Below are 22,536 nucleotides of genomic sequence, written 5' to 3' on the forward strand. Positions count from 1 at the left end.
GCGGCAGCGGGGCTGCCGCGCTCCGCGCGATCAGGCTGCGGCGTCGTCGTTCTCGGTAGCCGAGAAGTTGACGGCACGGCCTGGCACGATGGTGGAAATGGCGTGCTTGTAGACCATCTGCGTCACCGTATTGCGAAGCAACACGACGTACTGGTCGAAAGACTCGATCTGGCCTTGCAGCTTGATACCGTTCACCAGGTAAATGGAAACCGGCACATGCTCGCGACGCAAGGTGTTCAGGAACGGGTCTTGCAGAAGTTGCCCTTTATTGCTCACGATATTCTCCGTGTTCAAGAGTAGTTGTTGGAGGAGAAGACCTTAACACAGGGTTTCCGCGCCGCAGCAATCGCACCCAAAAGCCTTTGAAAAATAACGTCTCTCAAAAGCCGGAACTTCAACCCCAGTCGGAACTCAACGGCGGCCATCCGCCGCCAATAGGGTTCAGTCGTCCTTGTCGACGAAGGGATTGTGGGAGCTCTTGAACTCGATGCGCAAGGGGGTACCCACAAGGTCGAACTCCTTGCGGAAGCGCCCCTCGAGGAAGCGCTTGTAAGCATCGGTCACATGTTCGAGCGAATTCCCGTGGATCACGATCACCGGCGGATTCATGCCTCCCTGGTGCGCATAGCGCAGCTTGGGACGGAACATGCCGCCGCGCTTGGGCGCCTGGAACTGCACCGCTTCCAGCAGCAGCCGGGTCAGCACCGGCGTCGACATCTTGCGCGTGGCCGACTTGTGGGCCTGCGCGATTGCCTGCCACACCGGGCCCAGGCCCTGCCGCTTGATGGCCGAGATGAAATGCAGCGCCGCGAACTTCAGGAACGGCAGCCGGGTCTCGATCTGCCGCTGGATCTGCTCTCGCTGGTAGCTGTCGACCGCGTCCCACTTGTTGATGGCGATAACCACCGCACGGCCGCTTTCGAGGATGTAACCGGCGATGTGCGCGTCCTGGTCAGTCACGCCCTGGGTGGCATCGAGCAGCAGCAGCACGACGTTGGCCGACTCGATGGCCTGCAGCGTCTTGACCACCGAGAACTTCTCGATCGCCTCGAACACCCTGCCCTTGCGACGCAGGCCGGCCGTGTCGATCAGCTCGAAGCGTTGCCCATTGCGCTCGAAGGGCACCGAAATGGCATCGCGCGTGGTGCCAGGCATGTCGAAGGCCACCAGGCGCTCTTCACCAAGCCAGGTGTTGATCAGCGTGGACTTGCCCACGTTGGGCCGACCGGCCACAGCCAGCTTGATCGGCTTGTTGACGTCGTCTTCCTCGGCGTCTTCATCTTCCTCGGGCAGGTTCAGCGGCGCCAGCGCCAACTCGACCAGTCCGCGCATGCCCTGCCCGTGCGCCGCGGACACGCCGTGTACTTCGCCGAAGCCCAATTCGTAGAAGTCCACCAGCTTGGTGCCGTCGTGCATGCCTTCGGCCTTGTTGGCTACCAGCACGCAGGGCTTGCCGATGCGGCGCAGCTCGTTGGCGATGTCATGGTCCTGCGCCGAGAGCCCCTCGCGCGCATCGACCACGAAGATCACGACGTCGGCCTCGGCCACGGCCTGCCGCGTCTGCTTGGCCATCTCCTTGTAGATGCCGCTGCCCGCGTCGGGCTCGAAGCCGCCGGTGTCGATGACGATGAATTCGCGCTTGCCCAGGCGGCCGTTGCCGTAGTGGCGGTCGCGCGTGAGCCCCGCGAAGTCGGCGACGATGGCGTCGCGCGTCTGCGTCAGGCGATTGAAGAGGGTCGACTTGCCGACATTCGGCCGCCCGACCAGGGCCACGACCGGCTTCATGGCCGGCCTTTCGAGGGCGCGGTTTTCATGGTCGGGCCTTGGAAAGAGAAGAAAGGAAAAAGAACGGGATTATTCGGGGCGATAGCCAAACACACCACCCTTGGCGGTCACCACCACGACCGTATTGCCGGCCAGCACCGGAGCAACGGTGATGGCCGAGCCATCGGGGGTGACGCGATTGAGCAGCGCGCCGTCTTCACGCGACACGAAATGCAGCGTACCGGTGTTCTCACCGATGATGAGCGAGCGCCCCACGGCCAGTGGCGCGGTCAGCACCCGGTTCTTGAAGCGGGACATCTGCCAGGCGCGCTCGCCGTCGGCACGGCGCCAGGCCACGACGCTGCCGTCGGACTCGGTGCCGTAGATGAAGCTCTCGTTGCCGCTGACGCCGTCCGCGCCCGAGGCAGGCTTGCTCCAGACCAGCGAACCGCGCACGGTCTCGACGCAGCCGACGCTGGCGTAGTAGGCACGTGCGCAGACCGTGTCGCCGTAGCGGCTCACGCTGCCGGTCAAGTCGACCAGGCGCTCTACGTCGTTGGTGCCGCGCGGCGCGGCGATGGGCGCTTCCCAGCGCGAAGTGCCGTTGGCGGGGTTGATGCCTGCCAGCCGGCCACCGATGCCAGCCACCAGCGTGTCGCCGACGGCCAGGAGCACGCCCGACTTGCGCAGCACGAGGTTTTCACCGGCGCGCTGCTGGATCCAGAGGCGGCGGCCGCTCTGGCCGTCCCAGGCGCTGATGCTGCGGTCGGCGGTCTGCACGAACACGCGGCGGCCTGCCACCAGCGGTGCGGTGAAGGCCTGGGCCGAGAGCTTCTGCTTCCACAGGACCTTGCCGTTCTCGATACCGACCAGCTCGTTGCCGGTGGTGACGACCGCGGCCAGTTGGCCGTCGCTGCCGACACCTGCCGCCAGGGGAGCGCCGGCGCTGGCGCGCCAGATTTCACGACCCGCGCGCGCATCGATGGCGACCACCGTGCCGTCGCTGCCGGCCACGGTGATCGTGTCGCCGCTGACGTCGGTGGTCAGCGGGAACTGCACGTCGGGGATGCGCACCGTCCATGCCTGGCGCACGCCCATCAGGGCCGGATTGGCGGGAAGTTCGTCCGGCTTCGGCTTGGCCGAGCCAGAGCAGGCGGCGAGGAACGCTACCAAAACAAGAGCTGATCCCGCACGCAGGGCGGTCGATTCAGGCATGAAACGCTTGAAATTCATGATGCGGTCAGGGAGTTTTGGGTGCTGCGGGAGTGACGGTGACGACCGGCGCCAGGCTCTTTGGATCGACGCCGACCGCGTTGAGCTTGATCTCGATCAGGCGGCGGTAGTCCGAAGTCGGGCCGAGGCCGGTCCAAGCCTTGCGGTATTCGGCCTGCGCCTCGGTGCGCTTGCCCTGGGCCAGGTAGATGTCGCCCTTGCGATCGGCCACCAGCGGTTCGAATTCCTTGGGCACGCTGCCGTCGAGCTGCTTCAGGGCATCGTCATACGACTTTCCGTCGAGCAGCTCGGCCGCCAAGCGCAGCCTCGCGACAGCCTTATAGCCGGGGTCGATGGCGTTCTGCGCGACCCATTCGAGTTCAGTGCGCGAACCCGCGGCATTGCCCTTCTCGTACAGCGTCCTGGCGACCAGCAGGCCGGCCTGCTGCGCATAGGTAGTGCCCGCGAAGCGCTTCTTCATGTCGTCGAGCACGAGCGCGATGCGCGCCGGGTCGCCCGCCTGCGCCGTCCTCTCGATTTCGTCGTAGAGCGACGAGGCCTGTGCCGCCTTGTTGCGGCCATACCATTGCCAGCCGTTCCAGGCCACGAAGGCGCCGGCGACGAGCAGCACGATCGAGGTGATCAGGGTGCCGTAGGTATTCCAGAAATGCTTGAGCTGGTCGAGCTGTTCCTGTTCTTCGAGGTCGAGATGGGTTGCCATGCGCTGTCAGGTATTGGGAGCCGGCGATTGTAGGGTGGCGGCCCAGGTGGCCACCTCGGCAAGAGACCGGGCGGTCTGCGCGCCGCTTCCGTCGCGCAGCGCCTTGAGAGTCACTTCGCCGCGTGCGAGTTCATCTGCGCCGAAGATCAGGGCGTAGGTGGCGCCGCTGTTGTCGGCTCGCTTGAACTGCGACTTGAAGCTGCCGAGACCGTCGACCGTGGCGGCGTGCATCTGCACGCGCACGCCGGCATCGCGCAACTGCTGCAGTGTGCGCAGCGCCACCGGCATGGCGGCGGCACCGGGCACGACGGCGTAGACGTCCGGGGTCGGCAGCGGGATGTCGGTGCCCTGCTCTTTCATCAGGTCCAGCACGCGCTCGACGCCCATCGCCCAGCCCACGGCCGGAGCGGGCTTGCCGCCGATCTGCGCGATCAGGTCGTCGTAGCGGCCACCCGCGCACACGGTGCCCTGCGAGCCGAGACGATCGGTGACGAACTCGAAGACCGTGAGGTTGTAGTAATCCAGCCCGCGCACGAGACGCGGATTGATGGTGAACGCGATGTCGTTGGCCTTGAGGATGGCCTGCAACCCCTCGAAGTGAGCGAGCGACTCCGCGCCGAGAAAGTCGATCAGCTTAGGCGCCGACTCGACCACTTCCTTCATTGCCGGGTTCTTCGTGTCGAGGATGCGCAGCGGATTGCTGTGCAGGCGGCGCTTGCCGTCTTCGTCGAGCTTGTCGGCGTTCTTCTCGAAGTGCGCGATGAGCTGGGCGCGATGCAGGGCGCGCTCGGCCGGCTGCCCCAGGCTGTTGAGTTCGAGGCGGACATCGGTCAGGCCGATGGTCTTCCAGAGCGCGCTTGCCAGCAGGATCAGCTCGGCATCGACGTCGGGGCCGGCAAAGCCCAGTGCCTCGGCGCCGATCTGGTGGAACTGGCGGAAGCGCCCGCGCTGCGGCTTCTCGCGGCGGAACATCGGCCCCGTGTACCAGAGGCGCTTGCCGCCGTCGTAGAGCATGTTGTGCTCGATCACGGCACGCACGAGGCCCGCCGTGTTCTCGGGGCGCAGGGTCAGGTGGTCGTTGTCGCCATACTTGTCGGAGCGGTCCTGGAAGGAGTACATCTCCTTCTCGACGATGTCCGTCACCTCGCCGATGCCGCGCACGAACAGTGCCGTGTGCTCCAGGATCGGCGTGCGGACATTGCGGTACGCATAGCGCCCCATCAGGTCGCGCACGGTGGCCTCGAGCCACTCCCAGCGCGCCGATTCGGGCGGCAATATGTCGTTCATGCCTTTGACGGCATTCAGTTTTTCAGCCATGAGTCTGCGGAGATGTCAGGCCGCGACAGCGTGGTGTTCGCCGCCGAAGCGCTTTTCGATGTAGGTTTCCACGAGCTGGTGAAACTCGTTGGCGATATTGTCGCCGCGCAGCGTGAGGGCCTTTTCGCCGTCGATGAAGACGGGCGCCGCGGGCGCCTCGCCGGTGCCGGGCAGGCTGATGCCGATGTCGGCATGCTTGCTCTCGCCAGGGCCGTTGACGATGCAGCCCATGACGGCCACCTTCAGCGTCTCGACGCCCGGATATTTCTTGCGCCAGACCGGCATCTGCATGCGCAGGTAGTCGTCGATCTGCTTGGCCAGTTCCTGGAAGGTGGTGCTGGTGGTGCGGCCGCAGCCCGGACAGGCGGTGACGCTCGGCACGAACACGCGCAGGCCCAGCGCCTGCAGGATCTCGGAGGCGATCACCACCTCCTGCGTGCGCGATTCGCCCGGCTGCGGCGTGAGCGACACGCGAATGGTGTCGCCGATGCCCTCCTGCAGCAGGATCGACAGCGCCGTGGCCGATGCCACCGTGCCCTTCGTGCCCATGCCGGCCTCGGTGAGACCCAGGTGCAGCGGATAGTCGCAGCGGCGAGCCAGCTCGCGGTAGACCGAGATCAGGTCCTGCACGCCGCTCACCTTGCACGACAGGATGATCTGGTTGCCGGCCATGCCCATCGACTCGGCCAGCTTCGCGGACTCGATAGCCGAGGTGATCAGCGCCTCGTACATCACCTGCTTGGCATCCCAGGGCTCGGCGCGCTGGCTGTTGGTGTCCATCAGGCTGGCGAGCAGCTCCTGGTCGAGGCTGCCCCAGTTGACGCCGATGCGCACGGGCTTGTTCCAGCGCATGGCCGCGTCGATCATCTGGCCGAACTGCTTGTCCCTCTTGTCGCCCTTGCCCACGTTGCCGGGGTTGATGCGGTACTTGCTCAGCGCTTCGGCGCAGGCCGGATACTCTGTCAGCAGGCGATGGCCGTTGTAGTGGAAGTCGCCCACCAGCGGCACGTCGATGCCCATGCGGTCGAGCTGCTCGCGGATGTAGGGCACCTGTGCCGCGGCCTCTGGCGTGTTGACCGTGATGCGGACCATCTCGGAGCCGGCCTGTGCCAGCTCCTTCACCTGGATCGCCGTGCCGATGGCGTCGACGGTGTCGGTGTTGGTCATGGACTGCACGCGCACCGGGGCGTCGCCGCCCACCGTGACCACGCGCGGGCCCCAGACCACGCTGGCCTGGCGCGAACGGCGCGGCTTGGGAGCAGCGGCCTCGATGGGAACGGGAGTGCAGTTGCCGGAGGTCATGACTTCACCTCGAAACGCGCCACGCCACCGCCCTTGGTGAAGGGCTTCAGGTCGAAGGGCTGGCCCCGCACCTGCACGTCGACGCTCGAGGCGCGGCCGACCACGACGGACAACGGCAGCGTGCCAGAGAGCCCCACGGTTTCGCCAGCCTGCAGGCTGCGACGCAGCAGTTGCTTGCCGCCGGCTTCGGTCACTGTGATCCAGCACTCCTCGCGTGCCACGAAGACGAGTTGCTGGCTACTCGAGGCTGCGGCCGCCACGGGCGTGGCGGCGGGCGCCGCAACAGCGGCAGCAGCAGCAGCAGCAACGGGCGCATTGGGAGCAGGAGCAGCAGTCGGAGCTTCGCCGGCCACCGGGCCGGTGGGAGCCACGGCCTGCGTGGGCACGGTCTCGGCCACGGAACCGGCGGCCACGCCCGGCCCGTTGGAGGGGGCAGATTCGCCACCGGCATCGCCACGCGCCGTCAGCCGCGCCACGGAAGCACTGAGCTGGTCGAACACCGATTGCGGCAGCCAGAACAGCGCGCCCGCACCGATCAGCAGCAGAAGCACGACGATCAGCAGCGGCCGCGAAGGCAACCCGCTGGAGCGGCTGTTACCGTTCCAGCGCGGCGTGCCCGAACTGATGTTCGTGCGGAGGGTGCGATCGGTTTCGGCCAGCGAAACCTTCTGGGTGCTCGGCAGCTTTGCAAGCACGGGGGCCGGATCGATGCGCAGCGCGCGACAGACACTGCTCGCCAGTGCACGGGCGAAGACCGGGTCGGGCAGCGAACCGATGTCGTCCGCCTCGAGCGCCATGAGCTTCTGCGGCGGCACCTTCAGCGCGGCGGCCACCATTTCGATGTGCAGGCCGTGGGCCTCGCGCGCCTCGCGCAGCAGATCGCCGGCAGTCTTGTTCGCGATATCGCCAGCTTCCAGTGGCAATGATGCGGAAGTGCCGAACTCCGAAACCCGATCAGTCATTGAAATTCCCGCGCTCGTACGCTGTTGCCTCCCGCGACTGGGGGAAGCGTCGTTGCAGTTGGCCTCCCAACTGCGCGACTGCCTCGCGGTTGTTCAGCTTACGTTCGATCTTGATGCCGAGCCAGAGCGTCTCGGCGCTGGCCGCGGCGCTGTTGTTGACGCGGCGGATGTAGAACTGCGCGCGCGACCATTCCTCGCGCTGCGCCAGCACCGAAGCCAGGTTGAAGCCGACGACCGGATTGCCGGCGTCGATCTCGTAGGCCTGCATGAGGCTGCGCTCGGCCTTGTCGCGCTGGCCGGCCTTGAGTTCGCACACGCCCTGCGTCATGAGCGTCTTGGCGCGGTCGGCGTAGGTCGGCACGGCCAGGGCCTCGTTGAACTGCGCGGCCGCGTCGCCATAGCGGTTCTGCTGGCACAGCAGCCAGCCGTAGTTGTGGCGCGTGTTCGGGTCGCGCGGATTGATCGCGATGGCGCGGCGGAAGCTGTCCTCGGCCAGGCCGGCGTCGTCGAGCCGCATGTAGACCAGGCCGCGCAGGTTGTAGGCGTCGGCGTTGTTGGGGTCGGCGGCCAGCGCCTGCTTGATCTCGTCGAGCGCGACGGTGGTCTGGCCGTGCTCGAAATAGCCCGCGGCCAGCTCCATGCGCAGGCGTGCGCGGCGCTGGCGGCTGGACTCGTCGGACTCGGTGACGATCTCGGTGCCCTTGGACGAGTTGCTGTTGTCGGCCAGGCTGGTGGTGGTGGTGCGCGTGCTCACGCAGCCCCCAAGCAGCAGCGACACGGCGACGCCCGCGAAACCCACAGTCAGCATCCGCTGCACGTTCGCGGTCGTCATCGAAATGGCCATGCTCATCGGTTCAATGCTCCTGGGAGACGGTCTTGCGGACCGGATGCAAAACAACGGGGCGCTCCTGCGCCGCACGGCGCTGCGCCATGCGCTCGGCCGCGCGGGTGCGATCCTTGACGTCGCCGGCGAGCTGGCCGCAGGCGGCATCGATATCGTCGCCGCGCGTCTTGCGCACGGTGGTGACGAGCCCTGCCTCGCTCAGCGCCCTGGCGAACGCCAGCACGCGCGGCTGCGGCGAGCGCAGCAGGCCCGAGGCCGGGAACGGGTTGAACGGGATCAGGTTGAACTTGCACGAGATGTCGTGCTTGCGCACCAGCTCGACGAGCTGGCGTGCATGCTCGGGCTGGTCGTTCACGCCGTCGAGCATGCAGTACTCGAAGGTGATGAAGTCGCGCGGCGCATGCGCCAGGTAGCGCTTGCAGGCCTCGATCAGCTCGGCGATCGGGTACTTGCGATTGAGCGGTACGAGGTCGTCGCGCAGCGCATCGTTGGGCGCATGCAGCGAAACGGCCAGCGCCACGGCGCAATCGGCGCCCAGGCGATCGATCATCGGCACCACGCCGGAGGTCGACACCGTCACGCGGCGGCGCGACAGCCCGTAGGCGTTGTCGTCGAGCATGGTGCGCAGCGCGGGCACCAGCGCCGAGTAGTTCTGCAGCGGCTCGCCCATGCCCATCATCACCACGTTGGAGATGATGCGTTCGTCGCGTTTGAGATGCTTGCGCAGGAAGTGTTCGGCAAACCAGAGCTGGGCGACGATCTCGCCCGTGCTCAGGTTGCGGCTGAAGCCCTGGTGCCCCGTGGAGCAGAAGCGGCAACCGACCGCACAGCCGGCCTGGGACGACACGCACAAGGTGCCGCGGTCGTCCTCGGGAATGAATACGGCTTCGACGGCATTGCCGTCACCGACGTCGAACAGCCACTTGATCGTGCCGTCTTTGGATTCGTGCTGCGTGATGACCGGCAGGGCCTCGACGCGAGCGGTAGTCGCGAGTTTCTCGCGCAGCGACTTCGCCAGATCTGTCATCTGGGTGAAGTCGCTGGCGCCACGCTGGTGAATCCAGCGGAACAGCTGCGTGGCGCGGAATTTCTTCTCGCCGAGTTTTTCGCAGAACGCAGCCAACCCCTCGAGATCGAAATCGAGCAGATTGGCCGTGGTCATGGAATCGGGCGAGAGGCGGGCTTCAGCGCGCGTAGACGTTGAGGCCGGCGAAGAAGAAGGCGACTTCGTTCGCTGCGGTTTCCGGAGCGTCCGAACCGTGGACGGCGTTGGCGTCGATGCTGTCGGCGAAGTCGGCGCGGATGGTGCCGGCAGCTGCCTTCTTCGGGTCGGTGGCGCCCATCAGGTCACGGTTCTTGGCGATGGCGTTTTCGCCTTCGAGCACTTGCACGAACACGGGGCCCGAGATCATGAATTCGACGAGGTCCTTGAAGAAGGGACGCTCCTTGTGCACGGCGTAGAACTGTTCGGCTTCGTTGCGCGACAGGTGCACCAGCTTGGCGGCGACGATCTTGAGGCCGGCAGCTTCAAAACGGGAAACGATCTTGCCGATGACGTTCTTGGCAACTGCGTCGGGCTTGATGATGGAAAGGGTACGTTCGATAGCCATTGAAATGCTTCCTGGAGCTTTGATTTTGAAGTGTTTTGTCACAACTGCAACGAATTTGTTTCGTCACATGTCGACAAAGCCTCTGATTTTAACCGGCGCGGCCTTGCGGATCGGTGAAAACCCCGCGAAAGGCCGCGCTGCGACGGCAGACTTTCAGCGCCCGCGGCGACGACCGCCGCCCTGACCACCGAAGCCACCGCCGCCACCACCACCGCCGCCTCGGCGCTGGCCTCCGCGCTGCTCCTTGCGCTGGCGCGAGAAGCTGTCGGCGCCGATGTAGCCCAGCGAGGTCTTCATCGGATCGGGCTGGTTGGCGCCTCCCGGCTGGCGGTCGTCGCCCTGGCGATTGCCGCCGCCTTGACGGTTGCCGTTGCCACGACGCCCCTGGCCCTGAGGCTGGCCGCCATTGCCGCCACCTCGGTTGGAACGCCCTCCCCGATCGCCGCGCGGCGGACGTCCGTCGCCCAGCGGATTCGGGATCGGTGTCTCACGGCCGCCGTCGTCACGCGCCTCGCGCATGTCGCGCGGTTGCTGCTGGCCGCCACCGCCATTGCGATTGCCACGGCGCTTCTTGTTGCGGCCGCCGCGACCATTGCCGCCGCCGCCCTCCTGCCCCGGGCCACGCTGCTGCTGGCCCGGCCGGGCGACCGCACCACCCGAGGCCTGGAACAGGGCCCGGATATCGCGATCGTCGAGTTCCATCCACGCGCCGCGCTTCAGGCCGCGCGGAAGCACCATGGCGCCATAGCGGATGCGGATCAGCCGGCTGACCGCATGGCCCACCGACTCGAACAGGCGGCGCACTTCGCGGTTGCGGCCTTCGGAAATGGTCACCCGGTACCAGCAATTCGAGCCCTCGCCACCACCGTCCTCGATGGCGCCGAACTGGGCCATGCCGTCGTCGAGGCGAACACCGTCGAGCAGCTTCTGCTTTTCCTCGCTGGTGAGCGCGCCCAGCACGCGCACGGCGTACTCGCGCTCCAGGCCGAAGCGCGGGTGCATGAGCTGGTTGGCCAGGTCGCCGGAGCTGCTGAACAGCAGCAGACCTTCGGTGTTCAGGTCGAGACGGCCGACCGACTGCCACTTGCCCTGCTGCAGGCGCGGCAGCTTGCGGAACACGGTCGGACGGTTCTGCGGATCGTCGTGCGTGACCACCTCGCCCACCGGCTTGTGATACGCGATCACGCGCGGCGGCGGAGGGGCGATGCGGTAGCGGATCGGCTTGCCGTTGATCTTGACCTGGTCGCCGTACTGGATGCGCTGGCCGATGTGGGCCGGCTCGTTGTTGACGGAAATCCGGCCCTGGAGAATCAGCTGCTCCATTTCGAGCCGCGAACCGAGGCCGGCCTGCGCCAGCACCTTGTGCAGCTTGGGCGAATCGGCCTCGGGCAGAAGCACGCGCTTGAGCGGCGGGACTTCGGGGCTTTCCTCGTCGGCATCGAACTGGCCCGAGATGACGTCCGCGAAGCGGATCGGCTCGGGCGGCGGCGCGTTGCGCTGCTCGCGCTCGGCGGCGCGGCGGGCGCGGTCGAGGTCGTCCTCTTCCTCGTCGGGCTCTTCTTCGTCGTCGTCCTGGTCTTCGTCGTCGCGGTCTTCGAGGCGTTCCGCCTGCGCAGGCCGGGGCGTATCGGCGGCAGCCTCGACAGGCGCCGGGTCAATAGCCGCCTCTGCAGCAGCAACAGGAGCTTCCTGCTCGACGACGGCGGCCGCAACGGCCTGCGGCTCGGTCACTTCCGGAGTTGCCTCCGCAGCTGGCACGGCTACCGCTTCGCCTTCCACCACAGCCGGCTCGACCACCTTCTTCTTGCGGGGTGCACGCGGCTTCTTGGGCGCCTCGGGTTCGGGCGGCGCTACCGTTTCAATAGCATCAACCGTAGCCTTCTTGGCCGTGGTCGCCCTTTTCTTCTTCTTGACTTCGGGCTCGACCGGCAGCATCGCTGCGTCTTCGGTGTCGGTTGTGCTCATGAGGTTTTTCCGGGAGAGGGAGCGTGAGGGTCGGCCTCGTCCTCGGACGGGGCATCGGGTTCTGACGCGGGTTCTTGTTCTGGCTCGATGGGGGTGGATTCGGCGCCTGCTTCGTTCTCGATGAACTGCGCCTGGGCGGCTTCGATCGCTTCCGCCGCTTCCGCCGGTTCGACGACTTCGGGTGCGATGTCGACGCTATCGACGATGTCGGGCTCCTGCGCCGGCGCTTCCGGCACTGCGAGAGCTTCTGCCTCGACGCCCTCGCCTTGCTGCGCGGCAGCAATCTCGGCATCCGGCCCCGGCGGCACATCAGCGGCCGAAGAAAGCTCCAGCTCCGCCATTCCGGATGCGTCGGCATCGCCTTCGGCGAGTGCCGCGGCCTCCGGAGCAGCGTCGATCGGCAGCCCCTGCTGCTCGCCCGAGGCCTGCTCGAGCGCGTCGACGAGCGCAGCCTGCTGCGCAGGCGTCTCGATCAACGGCAACTGGTCGAGCGAAGCCAGGCCCAGGTCGTCGAGGAACTGGCGCGTGGTCGCATACAAGGCCGGCCGGCCGACCGTTTCGCGGTGGCCGATGACCTCGACCCAACCGCGGTCCTCCAGCTGCTTGAGGATCAGCGAGTTGATCGTCACGCCGCGGATGTCTTCCATGTCGCCGCGCGTGGCGGGCTGACGGTAGGCAATGATGGCCAGCGTCTCGAGCGCGGCGCGCGTGTAGCGCGGCGGCTTTTCGGGGTGCAGGCGATCGAGGTGGTCGCGCATCTCCGGGCGGCTCTGGAAGCGCCAGCCGCTGCCGACGCTCACCAGCTCCAGGCCACGTTGCGCCCAGTCTTCCTGCAGTTCGAGCAGCAGCGCCTTGATGGTGTCCGCACCCAGCTCGTCGTCGAACAGCACGCGCATATCGCGCACCGGCAACGGCTGGCTCGAACAGATCAAGGCGGTTTCGAGAATGCGCTTGGCATCCGCCGTATTCATGGTTCGCGTTATCCGGGAAAAGGCGCCTGTGGGCGCTTTGTTCAGATGGATGGAAGGAGTAGGCGCTGCAGGCACGCGGCAAATGCAACGCAAGGCCGGTCTCGGGCGACCGGCGCGGCCCTCGGGCCGTCAGGCGCGATTGTAATCCAGCCCCCAGGACTGCAAAGCCTGGATGAGGTCCGCCGGCAACGGCGAACGGAACTCCAGGGCCTCCTGCGTGACGGGATGCACGAAGGCCAGCCTGAATGCATGCAATGCCTGCCGCGACAGCCCCGCAGCCGGCGCGCCGCCGTAGAGCGAATCTCCCACCAGGGGATGGCCGATGGACGCCATGTGCACGCGGATCTGGTGGGTGCGCCCGGTTTCGAGGGTGCAGCGCACGGCGCAGCCCTCGGCGTTGCTGTCGAGCCGCTCGATCAGCGTACGCGCCGTCTTGCCCGCATTCCTCTCGAGATCGACCACGGCCATGCGCAGCCGGTTGCGCGGATCGCGGCCGATGGGGGCATCGACATGGCGCGCGGCGGCGCCCTCCCACTGCCGGTGGCCGATGGCGAGGTATTGCCGCTTCACCTCGCGCGCGGCGATCAGCGCCACCATCGCGTCCATGGCCGCGCGCGTGCGCGCCACCACCATCAATCCGCTGGTATCGCGGTCGAGCCGATGCACGATGCCGGCGCGCGGCAGCAGCACGGCCTTCGGATCGAGCGCCAGCAGGCCGTTCAGCAGCGTGCCGCTCCAGTGCCCCGGCGCCGGGTGCACCACGAGGCCGGCCGGCTTGTCGACAATGCGCAGGTGCTCGTCCTCGTACACGGTGACGATGTCCATCGCCTCGGGCCGGAAGGCCTGGCTCTGGGGCGTGGGGCGCAGCTCGATGTGGCCGGACTGCCCCGCCTTCACCGCAGCCGACGCCTTGGTGAGCGTGCGCCCCTGCAGCTCGACCGCGCCGGCTTCGATCAGCTGCTGCAGGTAGCTCCGGGAAAACTCGGGGACCAGCGCGGCAAGCGCGCGATCGAGCCGCTGGCCGTGGTGGGCCTGATCGATGACGAAAGGCCGCCGCTCGCTGGGCTCGATGGGATCCGCGCCTTCTTCGTGCTCGGCCACCTCCACGCTCTCGGGGATATTGCCCAAAGGGTCGGTCGATATAATTGAGGGCAACTGTTTCACGAAAGCCGTATGTGATGTTTCGCGCCAAATTATCGGTCCCCGCCTGGATCGCGCTCAGCGCGGCGGCTCTGCTGGCAGCAGGCTGCTCGTCGACTTCCACCGTCGACAAGACCGCTACCTGGAGCCCCAACCGCATCTATTCGGAAGCCAAGGACGAGGCCGGATCCGGCGCCTACGACAAGGCCATTCCGCTCTACGAGAAGCTCGAAGGCCGCGCCGCCGGCACGCCGCTGGCACAGCAGGCGCAGCTGGAAAAGGCCTACGCCCAGCACAAGTCCGGCGAAAAGGCTGCAGCCATCGCCACCATCGACCGCTTCATGAAGCTGCATCCGGCGAGCCCGGCCCTCGATTACGCACTCTACCTGCGGGGCGTGATCAACTTCAACGACGACCTCGGCATGTTCGCGTTCATGACGCGCCAGGACCTGTCGGAACGCGACCAGAAGGCGGCCAAGGAATCGTTCGAGTCGTTCAAGGACCTCGTCACGCGCTTCCCCGATTCGCGCTATGCCCCCGACGCGCGTCAGCGCATGAACTACATCGTGAACTCGCTCGCGCAGTATGAAGTTCACGTGGCCCGCTACTACTACTCGCGCGGCGCCTACCTGGCGGCCATCAACCGGGCCCAGGTCGCATTGGCCGACTACCGCGAAGTGCCGGCGCTCGAGGAAGCCCTGTACATCATGGTCAAGTCGTACGACGCGCTCGGCATGAAGGACCTGCGGGACGACGCCCAGCGCGTGCTGACCACCAACTACCCGCAGAGCACCTATCTCGCGAACGGCTTCAAGGGCAAGGACGACCCTTGGTGGAAGCTCTGGTAAGAGCAACCCCGGCGGAACAGCAACTGCTCCGCCGGCTTCATTGGGCAGCTAGGTCCTGAGCGCGTCCAGCGCCGCGTCGAAATCCGACTCGCTCTCCAGCCGCCGCATCGGTGGCAGGGCCGCCAGCAGCCGGCGGCCATAGCCCATCGCCACCAGCCGCGTATCGCAGATCGCCAGCACGCCGCTGTCGGTCTCCCGGCGAATCAACCGCCCCGCCCCCTGCTTGAGAGCCACCGCCGCTTCCGGCAGCGAATAGTCGGCGAAAGAACTCCGGCCCTGCGCCTCCAGGCGCTGCGAGCGCGCCTCCACCAGCGGATCGTTGGGCGGCGGAAACGGCAGCTTGTCGATCACCACCAGCTGCAGCACGTCGCCCGGCGCGTCGAAGCCTTCCCAGAACGAGGCCGACGCCACCAGCACGCAGCCGGCCCGGCCGGCGCTCGCCCCTTCGCGGAAGCGATCCATCAGCACCCGCTTGGGCAGTTCGCCCTGCACGAGCACGTCGGGCCGCACCTGGGCATCGAGCAGCTCGAACTGCTGCCTCATCTCGTCGCCGATGGTTCGCAGCGCGCGCAGCGTGGTGGTCAGCACCAGCGTGCGGCCGCCGAGCTCGGTCGCACCGCGTGCGGCCAGCTGGGCAACGCGCTGGCTGTGCGACGGGTCGTTGGGCTTGGGAAACGCGCGCGGCACGTAGAGGGCGGCCTGCGAGGCGTAGTCGAACGGGCTCTGCACCCGCAGTACCTCCGCATCCTGCAAGCCGCAGGGCTCGGTGAACCAGCGCAGCGTGGGCTCATCACCCAAAGTAGCTGAGGTGAAGACCCAGGCGCGGCCGCTGTCCAGTCGCTCACCTCTCTCGCGTGCCGGGCGCTCCCCGTAGGCATCCAGCTCTTCATCGTCGGTATCGGCCGAATCTGCGTCATCGGCCTCGTCCGCGATCTTGAGCACCCGCTTGCGCATCGCGTCGGCGATGTCCAGCGGGGACTCGATGAGCCGCAATTGCGATCCCACATCCACCCAGCGTACGGAGTCGACCTCGCACGGCAAGGCGAAGCGCGCAGTGCGCTTGGCGAGCTGGCGCGCCCGCTCGTGCAGTCGCACGAAATCGGGCGATATCTCGCTGACGGTGGCGAGTCCCTCCGCGGCCATCTCGAAGGCCTGCAGCAGATCGTCCAGCGCGCGCTGCCATGCGGCGGGGTCGACACCCTCGGGCGCAGCACCCAGCCAGCGCAGCTTGGCGCCCGGCCACTGCTTTCCGACCACCAGCCGCAGCTCACGCGCGGCCCGCTCGGCCGTGGAGACCAGCTGCTGCCAGTCGACCAGGCCACGCGCATGCTGCAGGCCCGCGGCCAGCATATCCCGCGCGAAATCGATCGCCTGCCCGCTGCCGAGCTGCGCACCCAGGAACTGCACGCCGGTCTCGTTGAGCTGGTGGGCCTCGTCGAACACCACCACGCTCACCGTCGGCAGCAACTCGGCCATGCCGGTCTCGCGCACCGCGAGATCGGCGAAGAAAAGATGGTGGTTGATGACAACGATGTCCGCTGCCAGCGCCTCGCGCCGCGCCAGGTTGACGTGGCAGGGCTTGAACTGCGGGCATTGGGCGCCCAGGCAGTTCTCGCGCGTGGATGTGATCAGCGGGATCAGCGGCGAGCGCTCGTCGAGCCCGGGCAGCTCGGCCAGGTCGCCTGTGCGCGTGGCCTTCGACCACTGCTCGATCTTGGCGAGGGTGCGCAGGCTGCCGCGCTCCGGCAAGGAGGCGTCGTGGCGCGCCATGTCGAGCCGGTGCAGGCAGAGGTAGCTCGCGCGCCCCTTGAGCAGCGCGGTGCGCACCGGCAGGCCGAACGCCTCCACGAGGCGCGGCAGGTCGCGGCCGAACAGCTGGTCCTGCAGCGTCTTGGTGGCGGTCGACAACAGCACGCGCTCGCCGCTGAGCAGCGCCGGCACGAGATACGAGAAGGTCTTGCCCACGCCCGTGCCCGCCTCGGCCACCAGCACCCCGCCCTGGTCGATGGTGCGGGCCACGGCCATCGCCATCTCGGTCTGGCCGGTGCGTTCGCGGAACTGCTCCGCGGCGCGCGACAGTGCGCCGTCCTGCGCGAAGGCGTCGCGCACCTTGTCTTCGAGCGCCCCCGTCACGCCGGCTCTTTCGGATCGAGGATGTTCTCGAGGCGGGCGATCTGGTCGCGCAGCGCGAGACGGCGCTTTTTCAGGCGGCGCAGCAGGAGCTCGTCCTGGGGCGAGCCTTCGGCCAGCCGGTCGATGGTGGCGTCGAGATCGGCATGCTCGATGCGCAGTTCGATCAGCTGGCGGGAAAGGGAGTGAAGATTGGAGTCCAACGGTGGGGGGCGCACGCGTGGTTTCCGCGGCGCATGTTCATTCGATAATACGTCCTGACACGAATCTCCGAGAAGACAGGAACACGCGCTTCAGGCGCACATTGCTTCATGACCCAAGGCTTTCGACTCGCTGCGGCCACCGGCCTCCACAAGGGAGACCGCCCGTACCAGCAGGATCAGGTGCTGCTGATGAGCCATCCCCGCGTGCCCGGCTGCGTGCTGGGCGTCGTGGCCGACGGCATGGGTGGGCGCAGCGGCGGGCGCAAGGCCTCCGACCAGGTGCTCATGACGGCCCGCCAGCTCTTCGGCCGCTACCAACCCGGCAAGGACGACCCCGAAGTCGTGCTGAGACAGATCCTCGAAGACTCGCACACGGTCATCAAGCTCACCGCCGTCTCCAGCGAACAGGAGCCGCACAGCACGATCGCCGCCTTCCTGATGAATCCCAAGGGCGACTGCGCCTGGATCCATGCCGGCGACTCGCGCATCTATCACTTCCACGATGGGGAGCTCGTCAAGCGCACGCGCGACCACTCGTACGTGCAGGTGCTCATCGACCGCGGCCAGATCACCGAGGCCGAGGCCAACATCCACCCGCAGGGCAACATCCTGCTCGGCTGCCTGGGCATGAAGACCACGCCGCCGCCCATCGACCCTTACTACATCCCGAAACTGGCCCACGGCGACCTGCTGATGGCCTGCAGCGACGGACTCTGGCACTACTTCAGCCCCGAAGAGCTGGCGAGCGTGCTTTATGCGCAACCGCCGCGCGATGCGGTCGAGATCCTGGTGGGCGAAGCGCGCCGCCGTGCCCGGGGCACCGGCGACAACATCTCGATCGCCGTGCTGAAGCTCGATCCGCTGCCGGTGACACCCGGCTGAACGCAAAGCACAGGTTCAGGGCTTCGCGGGCTCGGCCGGCGGCGGTGGCAGCGGGGCTCCGCGCGGCTTGTCTCGGTTGGCGTTCTGCCGCTCCCGGGCGGCGCGGTGTTCCGCCGCGCGCTTCTGCTTTTCCTCGAAACGCTTGACCGCCTCGGGCGCCTCCGCCCGGCGCTGGGCGGCCTTGGCCTGCTCGTCGGCATGCGCCTGCTGCTTGGACTGGAACTGGCGCTCGCGTTCGGCAGCCTCGGCCGCCGTGGCGGCGCGGCTGGCAGCGTGGTCGGCGGCACGCTGCTCGCGGTCCTTCTGGTTCTGTGTCGACTGCTGCTGCTTCTCGGGCGTATCCACCGAGCGCTGCGTGCCCGCCTTCTGGTCGAGCTTCTGCAGTTCGGCCGCGCCGCTGCGCTGGCGCTGAATGTCGTTGATGGCGGTTTCCTGCCGCTTGATGTTGTCGGTGTCCTTGCGATGCCGGCCGCGGCTCTCGCGCAGGCAATCTTCCACCGCGAACTTCTTGTAGCAGGCTGCCCGCTCCTCGGCGTAGCGCTTCTCGATGACTTCGCGCTCGCCGGAAAGCCGGCGCTTCTCGGCCTCGAGATCGGCGTTGCCCGCCGCGGCGTTGGACTGAGCCCACAGCGGCAGGCTGGCCAACGCCATGAGCAGGGCAAGAGCGGTTTTCTTCATGTGAGTCGGGTGTCGACGATGCGGCGTTCCAAGGCAAGGAACTCGCTCGATTGCATTTCGGTGAGCCGGGAGACCGTGCGCGGGAACTCGTGCGACAGCGGTCCTTCGGTGTACAACGCCTCGGGCGGAACCTCAGCCGACATGATGAGCTTGCATCGCCGGTCGTACAAGACGTCGACCAGCCATGTGAAACGGCGTGCTTCCGAGGCCATGCGCACCGGCATGTGCGGCACGTCGGACAGCAGCACGGTGTGGAACTGGCTCGCGATCTCGAGGTAGTCGTTCTGCGAGCGCGGACCGCCGCACAGCGTCTTGAAGTCGAACCAGACCACGCCGCCGGCCTTGCGCAGCGCGCGAATCTCGCGCTGCTCGATGTGCAGGATCGGGCTTTCGTCGGCCGTCTCGGCCAGCTTGTCGAAAGCCTTGCGCATCTCCTTCTCGGCCGCCGCGTCGTTGGGCGTGAGGTACATGCGCAGCTGCTCCAGCGTGCGGCGCCGGTAGTCGGTGCCGTTGTCCACGCTCAGCACCTCGAGCTTCTCGTTCAGCAGCTCGATGGCGGGCAGGATGCGGTCGCGGTGCAGTCCGCCGGGATACAGGTCGTCGGGCTTGAAGTTCGAGGTGGTCACGAAGCCCACGCCGTTGTCGAACAGCGACACCAGCAGCCGATGAAGAATCATCGCGTCGGTGATGTCCGCGACGTGGAACTCGTCGAAGCAGATCAGCTTGTAGCGCTTCGAGATGCGCAGCCCGAGCTCGTCGAGCGGGTTGACCGTGCCCTGCAACTCGCGCAGCTCACGGTGCACCTCGCGCATGAACTCGTGGAAGTGCAGGCGCGTCTTGCGCCGCAGCGGCACGGCGTTGAAGAACAGGTCCATCAGGAAGCTCTTGCCCCGCCCGACGCCGCCATACATGTAGACGCCGCGCGGAAGCTCCGGCCTGTTGATGAACTTCTTCAGCGCATTCGAGCGCTGGGCCTTGTACGCGGCCCATTCGGTGGCGCAGCGATCCAGCGCCTCCACGGCGCGCAGCTGCGCGGGATCGCTCTTGAACCCGCGCGCAGCGAGTTCCGCCTCGTAGGCCTGTTTGACGCTGGTCAAAAGATCGGTGAGATCAGAAGTTCAGCGTGCGCTTGTCCACGGCGAGTGCCGCTTCCTTCGTGGCTTCCGACAGCGACGGGTGCGCGTGGCAGATGCGCGCGATGTCTTCCGCGCTGGCCTTGAACTCCATCGCCACGACGGCTTCGGAGATCAGCTCGCTGGCCTGCGGGCCCACGATGTGCACGCCCAGGATCTCGTCGGTCGCGGCGTCGGCCAGGAACTTGACCATGCCGGTCGTGTCGCCCAGCGCGCGTGCGCGGCCGTTCGCGAGGAACGGGAACGTGCCGGCCTTGTAGGCACGGCCCGAGGCCTTGAGCTGCTGCTCGGTCTGGCCCACCCACGCGATCTCGGGGCTGGTGTAGATCACCCACGGGATCGTGTTGAAGTTGACGTGACCATGCTGGCCGGCAATGCGCTCGGCAACGGCAACGCCCTCTTCTTCGGCCTTGTGCGCCAGCATCGGGCCACGCACCACGTCGCCGATGGCCCACACGTTGGGCAGGTTGGTCTTGCACTCGTCGTCCACGGCGATGGCGCCGCGCTCGTCGAGCTTCAGGCCCACGGCTTCGGCGTTCAGGCCGATGGTGTTGGGCACGCGGCCGATCGACACGATCAGCTTGTCGACTTCCAGCGTCTGGGCTTCGCCCTTGGCGTTGGTCCAGGCAACGCTCACGCCCTTCTTCGACGACTTGATCTCGCCGACCTTCACGCCGAGCTCGATCTTGAGCTTCTGCTTGTCGAAGGCCTTCTTGGCTTCCTTGGCGATCTGCTCGTCCACCGCGCCGAGGAAGGTCGGCAGTGCTTCGAGCACCGTGACTTCCGCGCCGAGGCGACGCCACACCGAGCCCATTTCGAGGCCGATGACGCCCGAGCCGATCAGGCCCAGCTTCTTCGGCACCGCGCCGATGCGCAGAGCGCCGTCGTTCGACAGGATGTTTTCCTCGTCGAAGGGCGCGCCCGGCAGCGCGCGAGCGTTGGAGCCCGTGGCCAGGATGATGTGCTTGCCGACGATCGACTCTTCGGCGGCGCCGGCCACCTTGATCTCGTAGCCGCCTGCGTCCGTCTTCACGAACGAGCCGCGGCCATGGAAGAAGGCGATCTTGTTCTTCTTGAACAGGTACAGGATGCCGTCGTTGTTCTGCTTCACGACCTGGTCCTTGCGGGCCAGCATCTTCTCGACGTCGAGGCCCAGGCCTTCGACCTTGATGCCATGGTCGGCGAAGTGATGGCCGGCCTGCTCGAAGTGCTCCGACGATTGCAGGAGCGCCTTCGAGGGGATGCAGCCGACGTTGGTGCAGGTGCCGCCCGGTGCGGGGCCGCCCTTGCCGTTCTTCCACTCGTCGATACAGGCGACGTTGAAGCCGAGTTGCGCAGCGCGGATGGCCGCGATGTAGCCGCCGGGGCCACCGCCGATGACGATCACGTCAAATTGTTTGGACATAGGTTCTTTCGTAATCCTGTGTACCGCCTCCGATCAGGGCCGCGCGAAGCGCAGGCCTGTTCGGAGGCACCCGCGGAACCGGCTTTGCCGGGCCGCAGGGTGCGCCCCCTCGAGGGGGGAGGCGGCTACACGAAGTGAGCAAGCAACGGGGGTGGGTCAGATATCAAACAGCAGGCGCGACGGATCTTCCAGCGCTTCCTTCATGGCGACCAGGCCCAGCACGGCTTCGCGGCCGTCGATGATGCGGTGGTCGTAGCTCATCGCCAGGTAGTTCATCGGGCGGATCACGATCTGGCCGTTCTCGACCACTGCGCGGTCCTTCGTGGCGTGCACGCCGAGGATGGCCGACTGGGGCGGGTTGATGATCGGGGTCGAGAGCATCGAGCCGAAGGTGCCGCCGTTGGAGATGGAGAAGGTGCCGCCGGTCATCTCTTCGATGCCGAGCTTGCCTTCCTGGGCCTTCTTGCCGTACTCGGCGATCTTCTTCTCGATGTCGGCGAAGCTCATCTGGTCGGCATTGCGCAGAATCGGCACCACCAGGCCGCGCGGCGAACCGACGGCGATGCCGATGTCGAAGTAGCCGTGGTACAGGATGTCGTTGCCGTCGACCGAGGCGTTGAGCACCGGGTACTTCTTGAGTGCGTGCACTGCCGCCTTCACGAAGAAGGACATGAAGCCGAGCTTCACGCCGTGTTCCTTGGTGAAGTTGTCCTGGAAGCGCTTGCGCAACTCCATGACGGGCGCCATGTTCACTTCGTTGAAGGTCGTCAGGATGGCGTTGGTCGACTGCGACTGCAGCAGGCGCTCGGCGATGCGGGCGCGCAGGCGGCTCATCGGCACGCGCTGCTCGGGGCGCTCGCCCAGGTCGGGCGCGCTCGTCGGAGCGGCGACCTGCGGCAGCGCGGGCTTGGCAGCCGGCGCGGCGATGGTGGCTGCGGGTGCGGCGGGCTTGGCGCCCGAGGCAACGGCGGCGAGCACGTCACCCTTGGTGACGCGGCCGTCCTTGCCGGTGCCGGCCACGTCGCCGGTCTTCAGGTTGTTGTCGGCCAGCAGCTTGGCGGCGGCGGGCATGGCCACGTCGGCCTTCGAGCCGCCGGTGGCGGCGGCAGCGGCTGCGGCCGGAGCTGCAGCAGGCGCCGGCGCCGCGGCGGCGGGCGCCGCTGCCGGAGCGGCCGCGCCGGCCTTGCCTTCGGTGTCGATCTTGGCGATCAGCTGGTCGGCAACCACGGTGGCGCCGTCGGGCTGGACGATTTCGGCCAGCACGCCGGCCGAGGGAGCGGGCACTTCGAGCACGACCTTGTCGGTCTCGATCTCGATCAGGATTTCATCGACGGCGACGGCTTCGCCGGCCTTCTTCTTCCACGTGAGCATGGTGGCCTCGGCCACGGATTCGGAAAGCTGGGGGACTTTGACTTCAACGATAGACATTTGGAGTGGGCTCCGATTTGT

21 protein-coding genes are annotated in these 22,536 nt (G+C 67.0%); 2 read left to right on the plus strand and 19 right to left on the minus strand.

From position 1 onward, the window contains the following. Window positions 1-30: 30 nt before the first annotated feature. From hfq to EJP69_RS05385, 13 genes are all read right to left on the minus strand, one after another. Window positions 31-276 carry an RNA chaperone Hfq gene (gene hfq / locus EJP69_RS05325; protein WP_093201554.1) on the minus strand — a complete coding sequence of 82 codons (246 nt, stop codon included), beginning with the start codon at window positions 274-276 and terminating at the stop codon, window positions 31-33. A 165-nt stretch (window positions 277-441) separates the two neighbouring features. Continuing rightward, window positions 442-1,785 carry a ribosome biogenesis GTPase Der gene (gene der / locus EJP69_RS05330; protein ID WP_093201556.1) on the minus strand — a complete coding sequence of 448 codons (1,344 nt, stop codon included), beginning with the start codon at window positions 1,783-1,785 and terminating at the stop codon, window positions 442-444. Window positions 1,786-1,854: 69 nt separating this feature from the next. Then, on the minus strand, window positions 1,855-2,997 hold the full coding sequence (bamB, locus tag EJP69_RS05335) for an outer membrane protein assembly factor BamB (RefSeq protein ID WP_126468919.1): 1,143 nt from the start codon (window positions 2,995-2,997) through the stop codon (window positions 1,855-1,857). Between the two features lie 7 nt (window positions 2,998-3,004). Continuing rightward, entirely contained in the window at window positions 3,005-3,697 is a 693-nt protein-coding gene (locus tag EJP69_RS05340) for a YfgM family protein (protein WP_093201561.1), read from the minus strand. Window positions 3,698-3,703: 6 nt separating this feature from the next. After that, window positions 3,704-5,014, minus strand: a complete 1,311-nt coding sequence (hisS, locus tag EJP69_RS05345) for a histidine--tRNA ligase (protein WP_126468920.1) — start codon at window positions 5,012-5,014, stop codon at window positions 3,704-3,706. Between the two features lie 15 nt (window positions 5,015-5,029). Next, window positions 5,030-6,316 (minus strand): flavodoxin-dependent (E)-4-hydroxy-3-methylbut-2-enyl-diphosphate synthase, encoded by a 1,287-nt coding sequence (ispG, locus tag EJP69_RS05350; protein ID WP_093201567.1) that lies wholly within the window; start codon window positions 6,314-6,316, stop codon window positions 5,030-5,032. Further along, on the minus strand, window positions 6,313-7,278 hold the full coding sequence (locus EJP69_RS05355; protein ID WP_126468921.1) for a helix-turn-helix domain-containing protein: 966 nt from the start codon (window positions 7,276-7,278) through the stop codon (window positions 6,313-6,315). The genes ispG and EJP69_RS05355 overlap by 4 nt, the downstream gene beginning before the upstream one ends. Further along, the gene (gene pilW / locus EJP69_RS05360; protein ID WP_093201572.1) at window positions 7,271-8,128 is read right to left on the minus strand and encodes a type IV pilus biogenesis/stability protein PilW; all 858 of its coding nucleotides are present in this window, start codon (window positions 8,126-8,128) and stop codon (window positions 7,271-7,273) included. Before pilW ends, EJP69_RS05355 begins: the two co-directional genes overlap by 8 nt. A gap of 4 nt (window positions 8,129-8,132) precedes the next feature. Further along, window positions 8,133-9,284: a dual-specificity RNA methyltransferase RlmN gene (rlmN, locus tag EJP69_RS05365; protein ID WP_093201574.1), complete on the minus strand. Its 1,152-nt coding sequence runs from the start codon at window positions 9,282-9,284 to the stop codon at window positions 8,133-8,135. 22 nt (window positions 9,285-9,306) lie between these two features. Continuing rightward, on the minus strand, window positions 9,307-9,732 hold the full coding sequence (gene ndk, locus EJP69_RS05370; RefSeq protein ID WP_019653122.1) for a nucleoside-diphosphate kinase: 426 nt from the start codon (window positions 9,730-9,732) through the stop codon (window positions 9,307-9,309). A 153-nt stretch (window positions 9,733-9,885) separates the two neighbouring features. Further along, window positions 9,886-11,697, minus strand: a complete 1,812-nt coding sequence (locus EJP69_RS05375; protein WP_126468922.1) for a pseudouridine synthase — start codon at window positions 11,695-11,697, stop codon at window positions 9,886-9,888. Then, window positions 11,694-12,668 carry an SMC-Scp complex subunit ScpB gene (scpB, locus tag EJP69_RS05380; RefSeq protein ID WP_126468923.1) on the minus strand — a complete coding sequence of 325 codons (975 nt, stop codon included), beginning with the start codon at window positions 12,666-12,668 and terminating at the stop codon, window positions 11,694-11,696. The genes EJP69_RS05375 and scpB overlap by 4 nt, the downstream gene beginning before the upstream one ends. Before the next feature lie 129 nt (window positions 12,669-12,797). Beyond that, window positions 12,798-13,796, minus strand: coding sequence for an RluA family pseudouridine synthase (locus EJP69_RS05385; protein WP_240652040.1), 999 nt, complete (start codon window positions 13,794-13,796; stop codon window positions 12,798-12,800). Between the two features lie 50 nt (window positions 13,797-13,846). Between EJP69_RS05385 and EJP69_RS05390 the strand changes: the two genes are divergently transcribed. Then, window positions 13,847-14,656, plus strand: coding sequence for an outer membrane protein assembly factor BamD (locus tag EJP69_RS05390; protein WP_093201582.1), 810 nt, complete (start codon window positions 13,847-13,849; stop codon window positions 14,654-14,656). A 48-nt stretch (window positions 14,657-14,704) separates the two neighbouring features. Here EJP69_RS05390 and EJP69_RS05395 read toward each other — a convergent pair whose 3' ends face one another. Then, window positions 14,705-16,789, minus strand: a complete 2,085-nt coding sequence (locus EJP69_RS05395; RefSeq protein WP_126468924.1) for a DNA repair helicase YoaA — start codon at window positions 16,787-16,789, stop codon at window positions 14,705-14,707. Next, entirely contained in the window at window positions 16,786-16,989 is a 204-nt protein-coding gene (locus EJP69_RS05400) for a YdcH family protein (protein ID WP_093201587.1), read from the minus strand. The genes EJP69_RS05395 and EJP69_RS05400 overlap by 4 nt, the downstream gene beginning before the upstream one ends. Before the next feature lie 108 nt (window positions 16,990-17,097). Between EJP69_RS05400 and EJP69_RS05405 the strand changes: the two genes are divergently transcribed. Next, entirely contained in the window at window positions 17,098-17,871 is a 774-nt protein-coding gene (locus EJP69_RS05405; protein ID WP_126468925.1) for a PP2C family protein-serine/threonine phosphatase, read from the plus strand. 15 nt (window positions 17,872-17,886) lie between these two features. Here EJP69_RS05405 and EJP69_RS05410 read toward each other — a convergent pair whose 3' ends face one another. The 4 genes from EJP69_RS05410 to odhB all read right to left on the minus strand — a co-directional run bounded on the left by EJP69_RS05410 (window position 17,887) and on the right by odhB (window position 22,515). Then, window positions 17,887-18,549: a hypothetical protein gene (locus EJP69_RS05410; RefSeq protein WP_093201593.1), complete on the minus strand. Its 663-nt coding sequence runs from the start codon at window positions 18,547-18,549 to the stop codon at window positions 17,887-17,889. Next, window positions 18,546-19,646, minus strand: a complete 1,101-nt coding sequence (gene zapE / locus EJP69_RS05415; protein WP_093201595.1) for a cell division protein ZapE — start codon at window positions 19,644-19,646, stop codon at window positions 18,546-18,548. Before zapE ends, EJP69_RS05410 begins: the two co-directional genes overlap by 4 nt. A 13-nt stretch (window positions 19,647-19,659) precedes the next feature. Next, window positions 19,660-21,087 carry a dihydrolipoyl dehydrogenase gene (gene lpdA, locus EJP69_RS05420; RefSeq protein WP_093201598.1) on the minus strand — a complete coding sequence of 476 codons (1,428 nt, stop codon included), beginning with the start codon at window positions 21,085-21,087 and terminating at the stop codon, window positions 19,660-19,662. A gap of 156 nt (window positions 21,088-21,243) precedes the next feature. Further along, a complete protein-coding gene (gene odhB / locus EJP69_RS05425) occupies window positions 21,244-22,515 on the minus strand; it encodes a 2-oxoglutarate dehydrogenase complex dihydrolipoyllysine-residue succinyltransferase (protein ID WP_093201601.1) in 1,272 nt (423 codons plus the stop codon). Window positions 22,516-22,536 lie beyond the last annotated feature (21 nt).

This window comes from Variovorax gossypii (genome assembly GCF_003965815.1).
GTDB classification, from domain to species: Bacteria; Pseudomonadota; Gammaproteobacteria; order Burkholderiales; family Burkholderiaceae_C; genus Variovorax; species Variovorax gossypii.

Coding starts and splice junctions, on each gene's coding strand:
- der (WP_093201556.1), bottom strand. CDS start 1,785: ATGAAGCCGGTCGTGGCCCTGGTCGGGCGGCCGAATGTCGGCAAGTCG.
- bamB (WP_126468919.1), bottom strand. CDS start 2,997: ATGAATTTCAAGCGTTTCATGCCTGAATCGACCGCCCTGCGTGCGGGA.
- EJP69_RS05340 (WP_093201561.1), bottom strand. CDS start 3,697: ATGGCAACCCATCTCGACCTCGAAGAACAGGAACAGCTCGACCAGCTC.
- hisS (WP_126468920.1), bottom strand. CDS start 5,014: ATGGCTGAAAAACTGAATGCCGTCAAAGGCATGAACGACATATTGCCG.
- ispG (WP_093201567.1), bottom strand. CDS start 6,316: ATGACCTCCGGCAACTGCACTCCCGTTCCCATCGAGGCCGCTGCTCCC.
- EJP69_RS05355 (WP_126468921.1), bottom strand. CDS start 7,278: ATGACTGATCGGGTTTCGGAGTTCGGCACTTCCGCATCATTGCCACTG.
- pilW (WP_093201572.1), bottom strand. CDS start 8,128: ATGAGCATGGCCATTTCGATGACGACCGCGAACGTGCAGCGGATGCTG.
- rlmN (WP_093201574.1), bottom strand. CDS start 9,284: ATGACCACGGCCAATCTGCTCGATTTCGATCTCGAGGGGTTGGCTGCG.
- ndk (WP_019653122.1), bottom strand. CDS start 9,732: ATGGCTATCGAACGTACCCTTTCCATCATCAAGCCCGACGCAGTTGCC.
- EJP69_RS05375 (WP_126468922.1), bottom strand. CDS start 11,697: ATGAGCACAACCGACACCGAAGACGCAGCGATGCTGCCGGTCGAGCCC.
- scpB (WP_126468923.1), bottom strand. CDS start 12,668: ATGAATACGGCGGATGCCAAGCGCATTCTCGAAACCGCCTTGATCTGT.
- EJP69_RS05390 (WP_093201582.1), top strand. CDS start 13,847: ATGTTTCGCGCCAAATTATCGGTCCCCGCCTGGATCGCGCTCAGCGCG.
- EJP69_RS05405 (WP_126468925.1), top strand. CDS start 17,098: ATGACCCAAGGCTTTCGACTCGCTGCGGCCACCGGCCTCCACAAGGGA.
- EJP69_RS05410 (WP_093201593.1), bottom strand. CDS start 18,549: ATGAAGAAAACCGCTCTTGCCCTGCTCATGGCGTTGGCCAGCCTGCCG.
- lpdA (WP_093201598.1), bottom strand. CDS start 21,087: ATGTCCAAACAATTTGACGTGATCGTCATCGGCGGTGGCCCCGGCGGC.
- odhB (WP_093201601.1), bottom strand. CDS start 22,515: ATGTCTATCGTTGAAGTCAAAGTCCCCCAGCTTTCCGAATCCGTGGCC.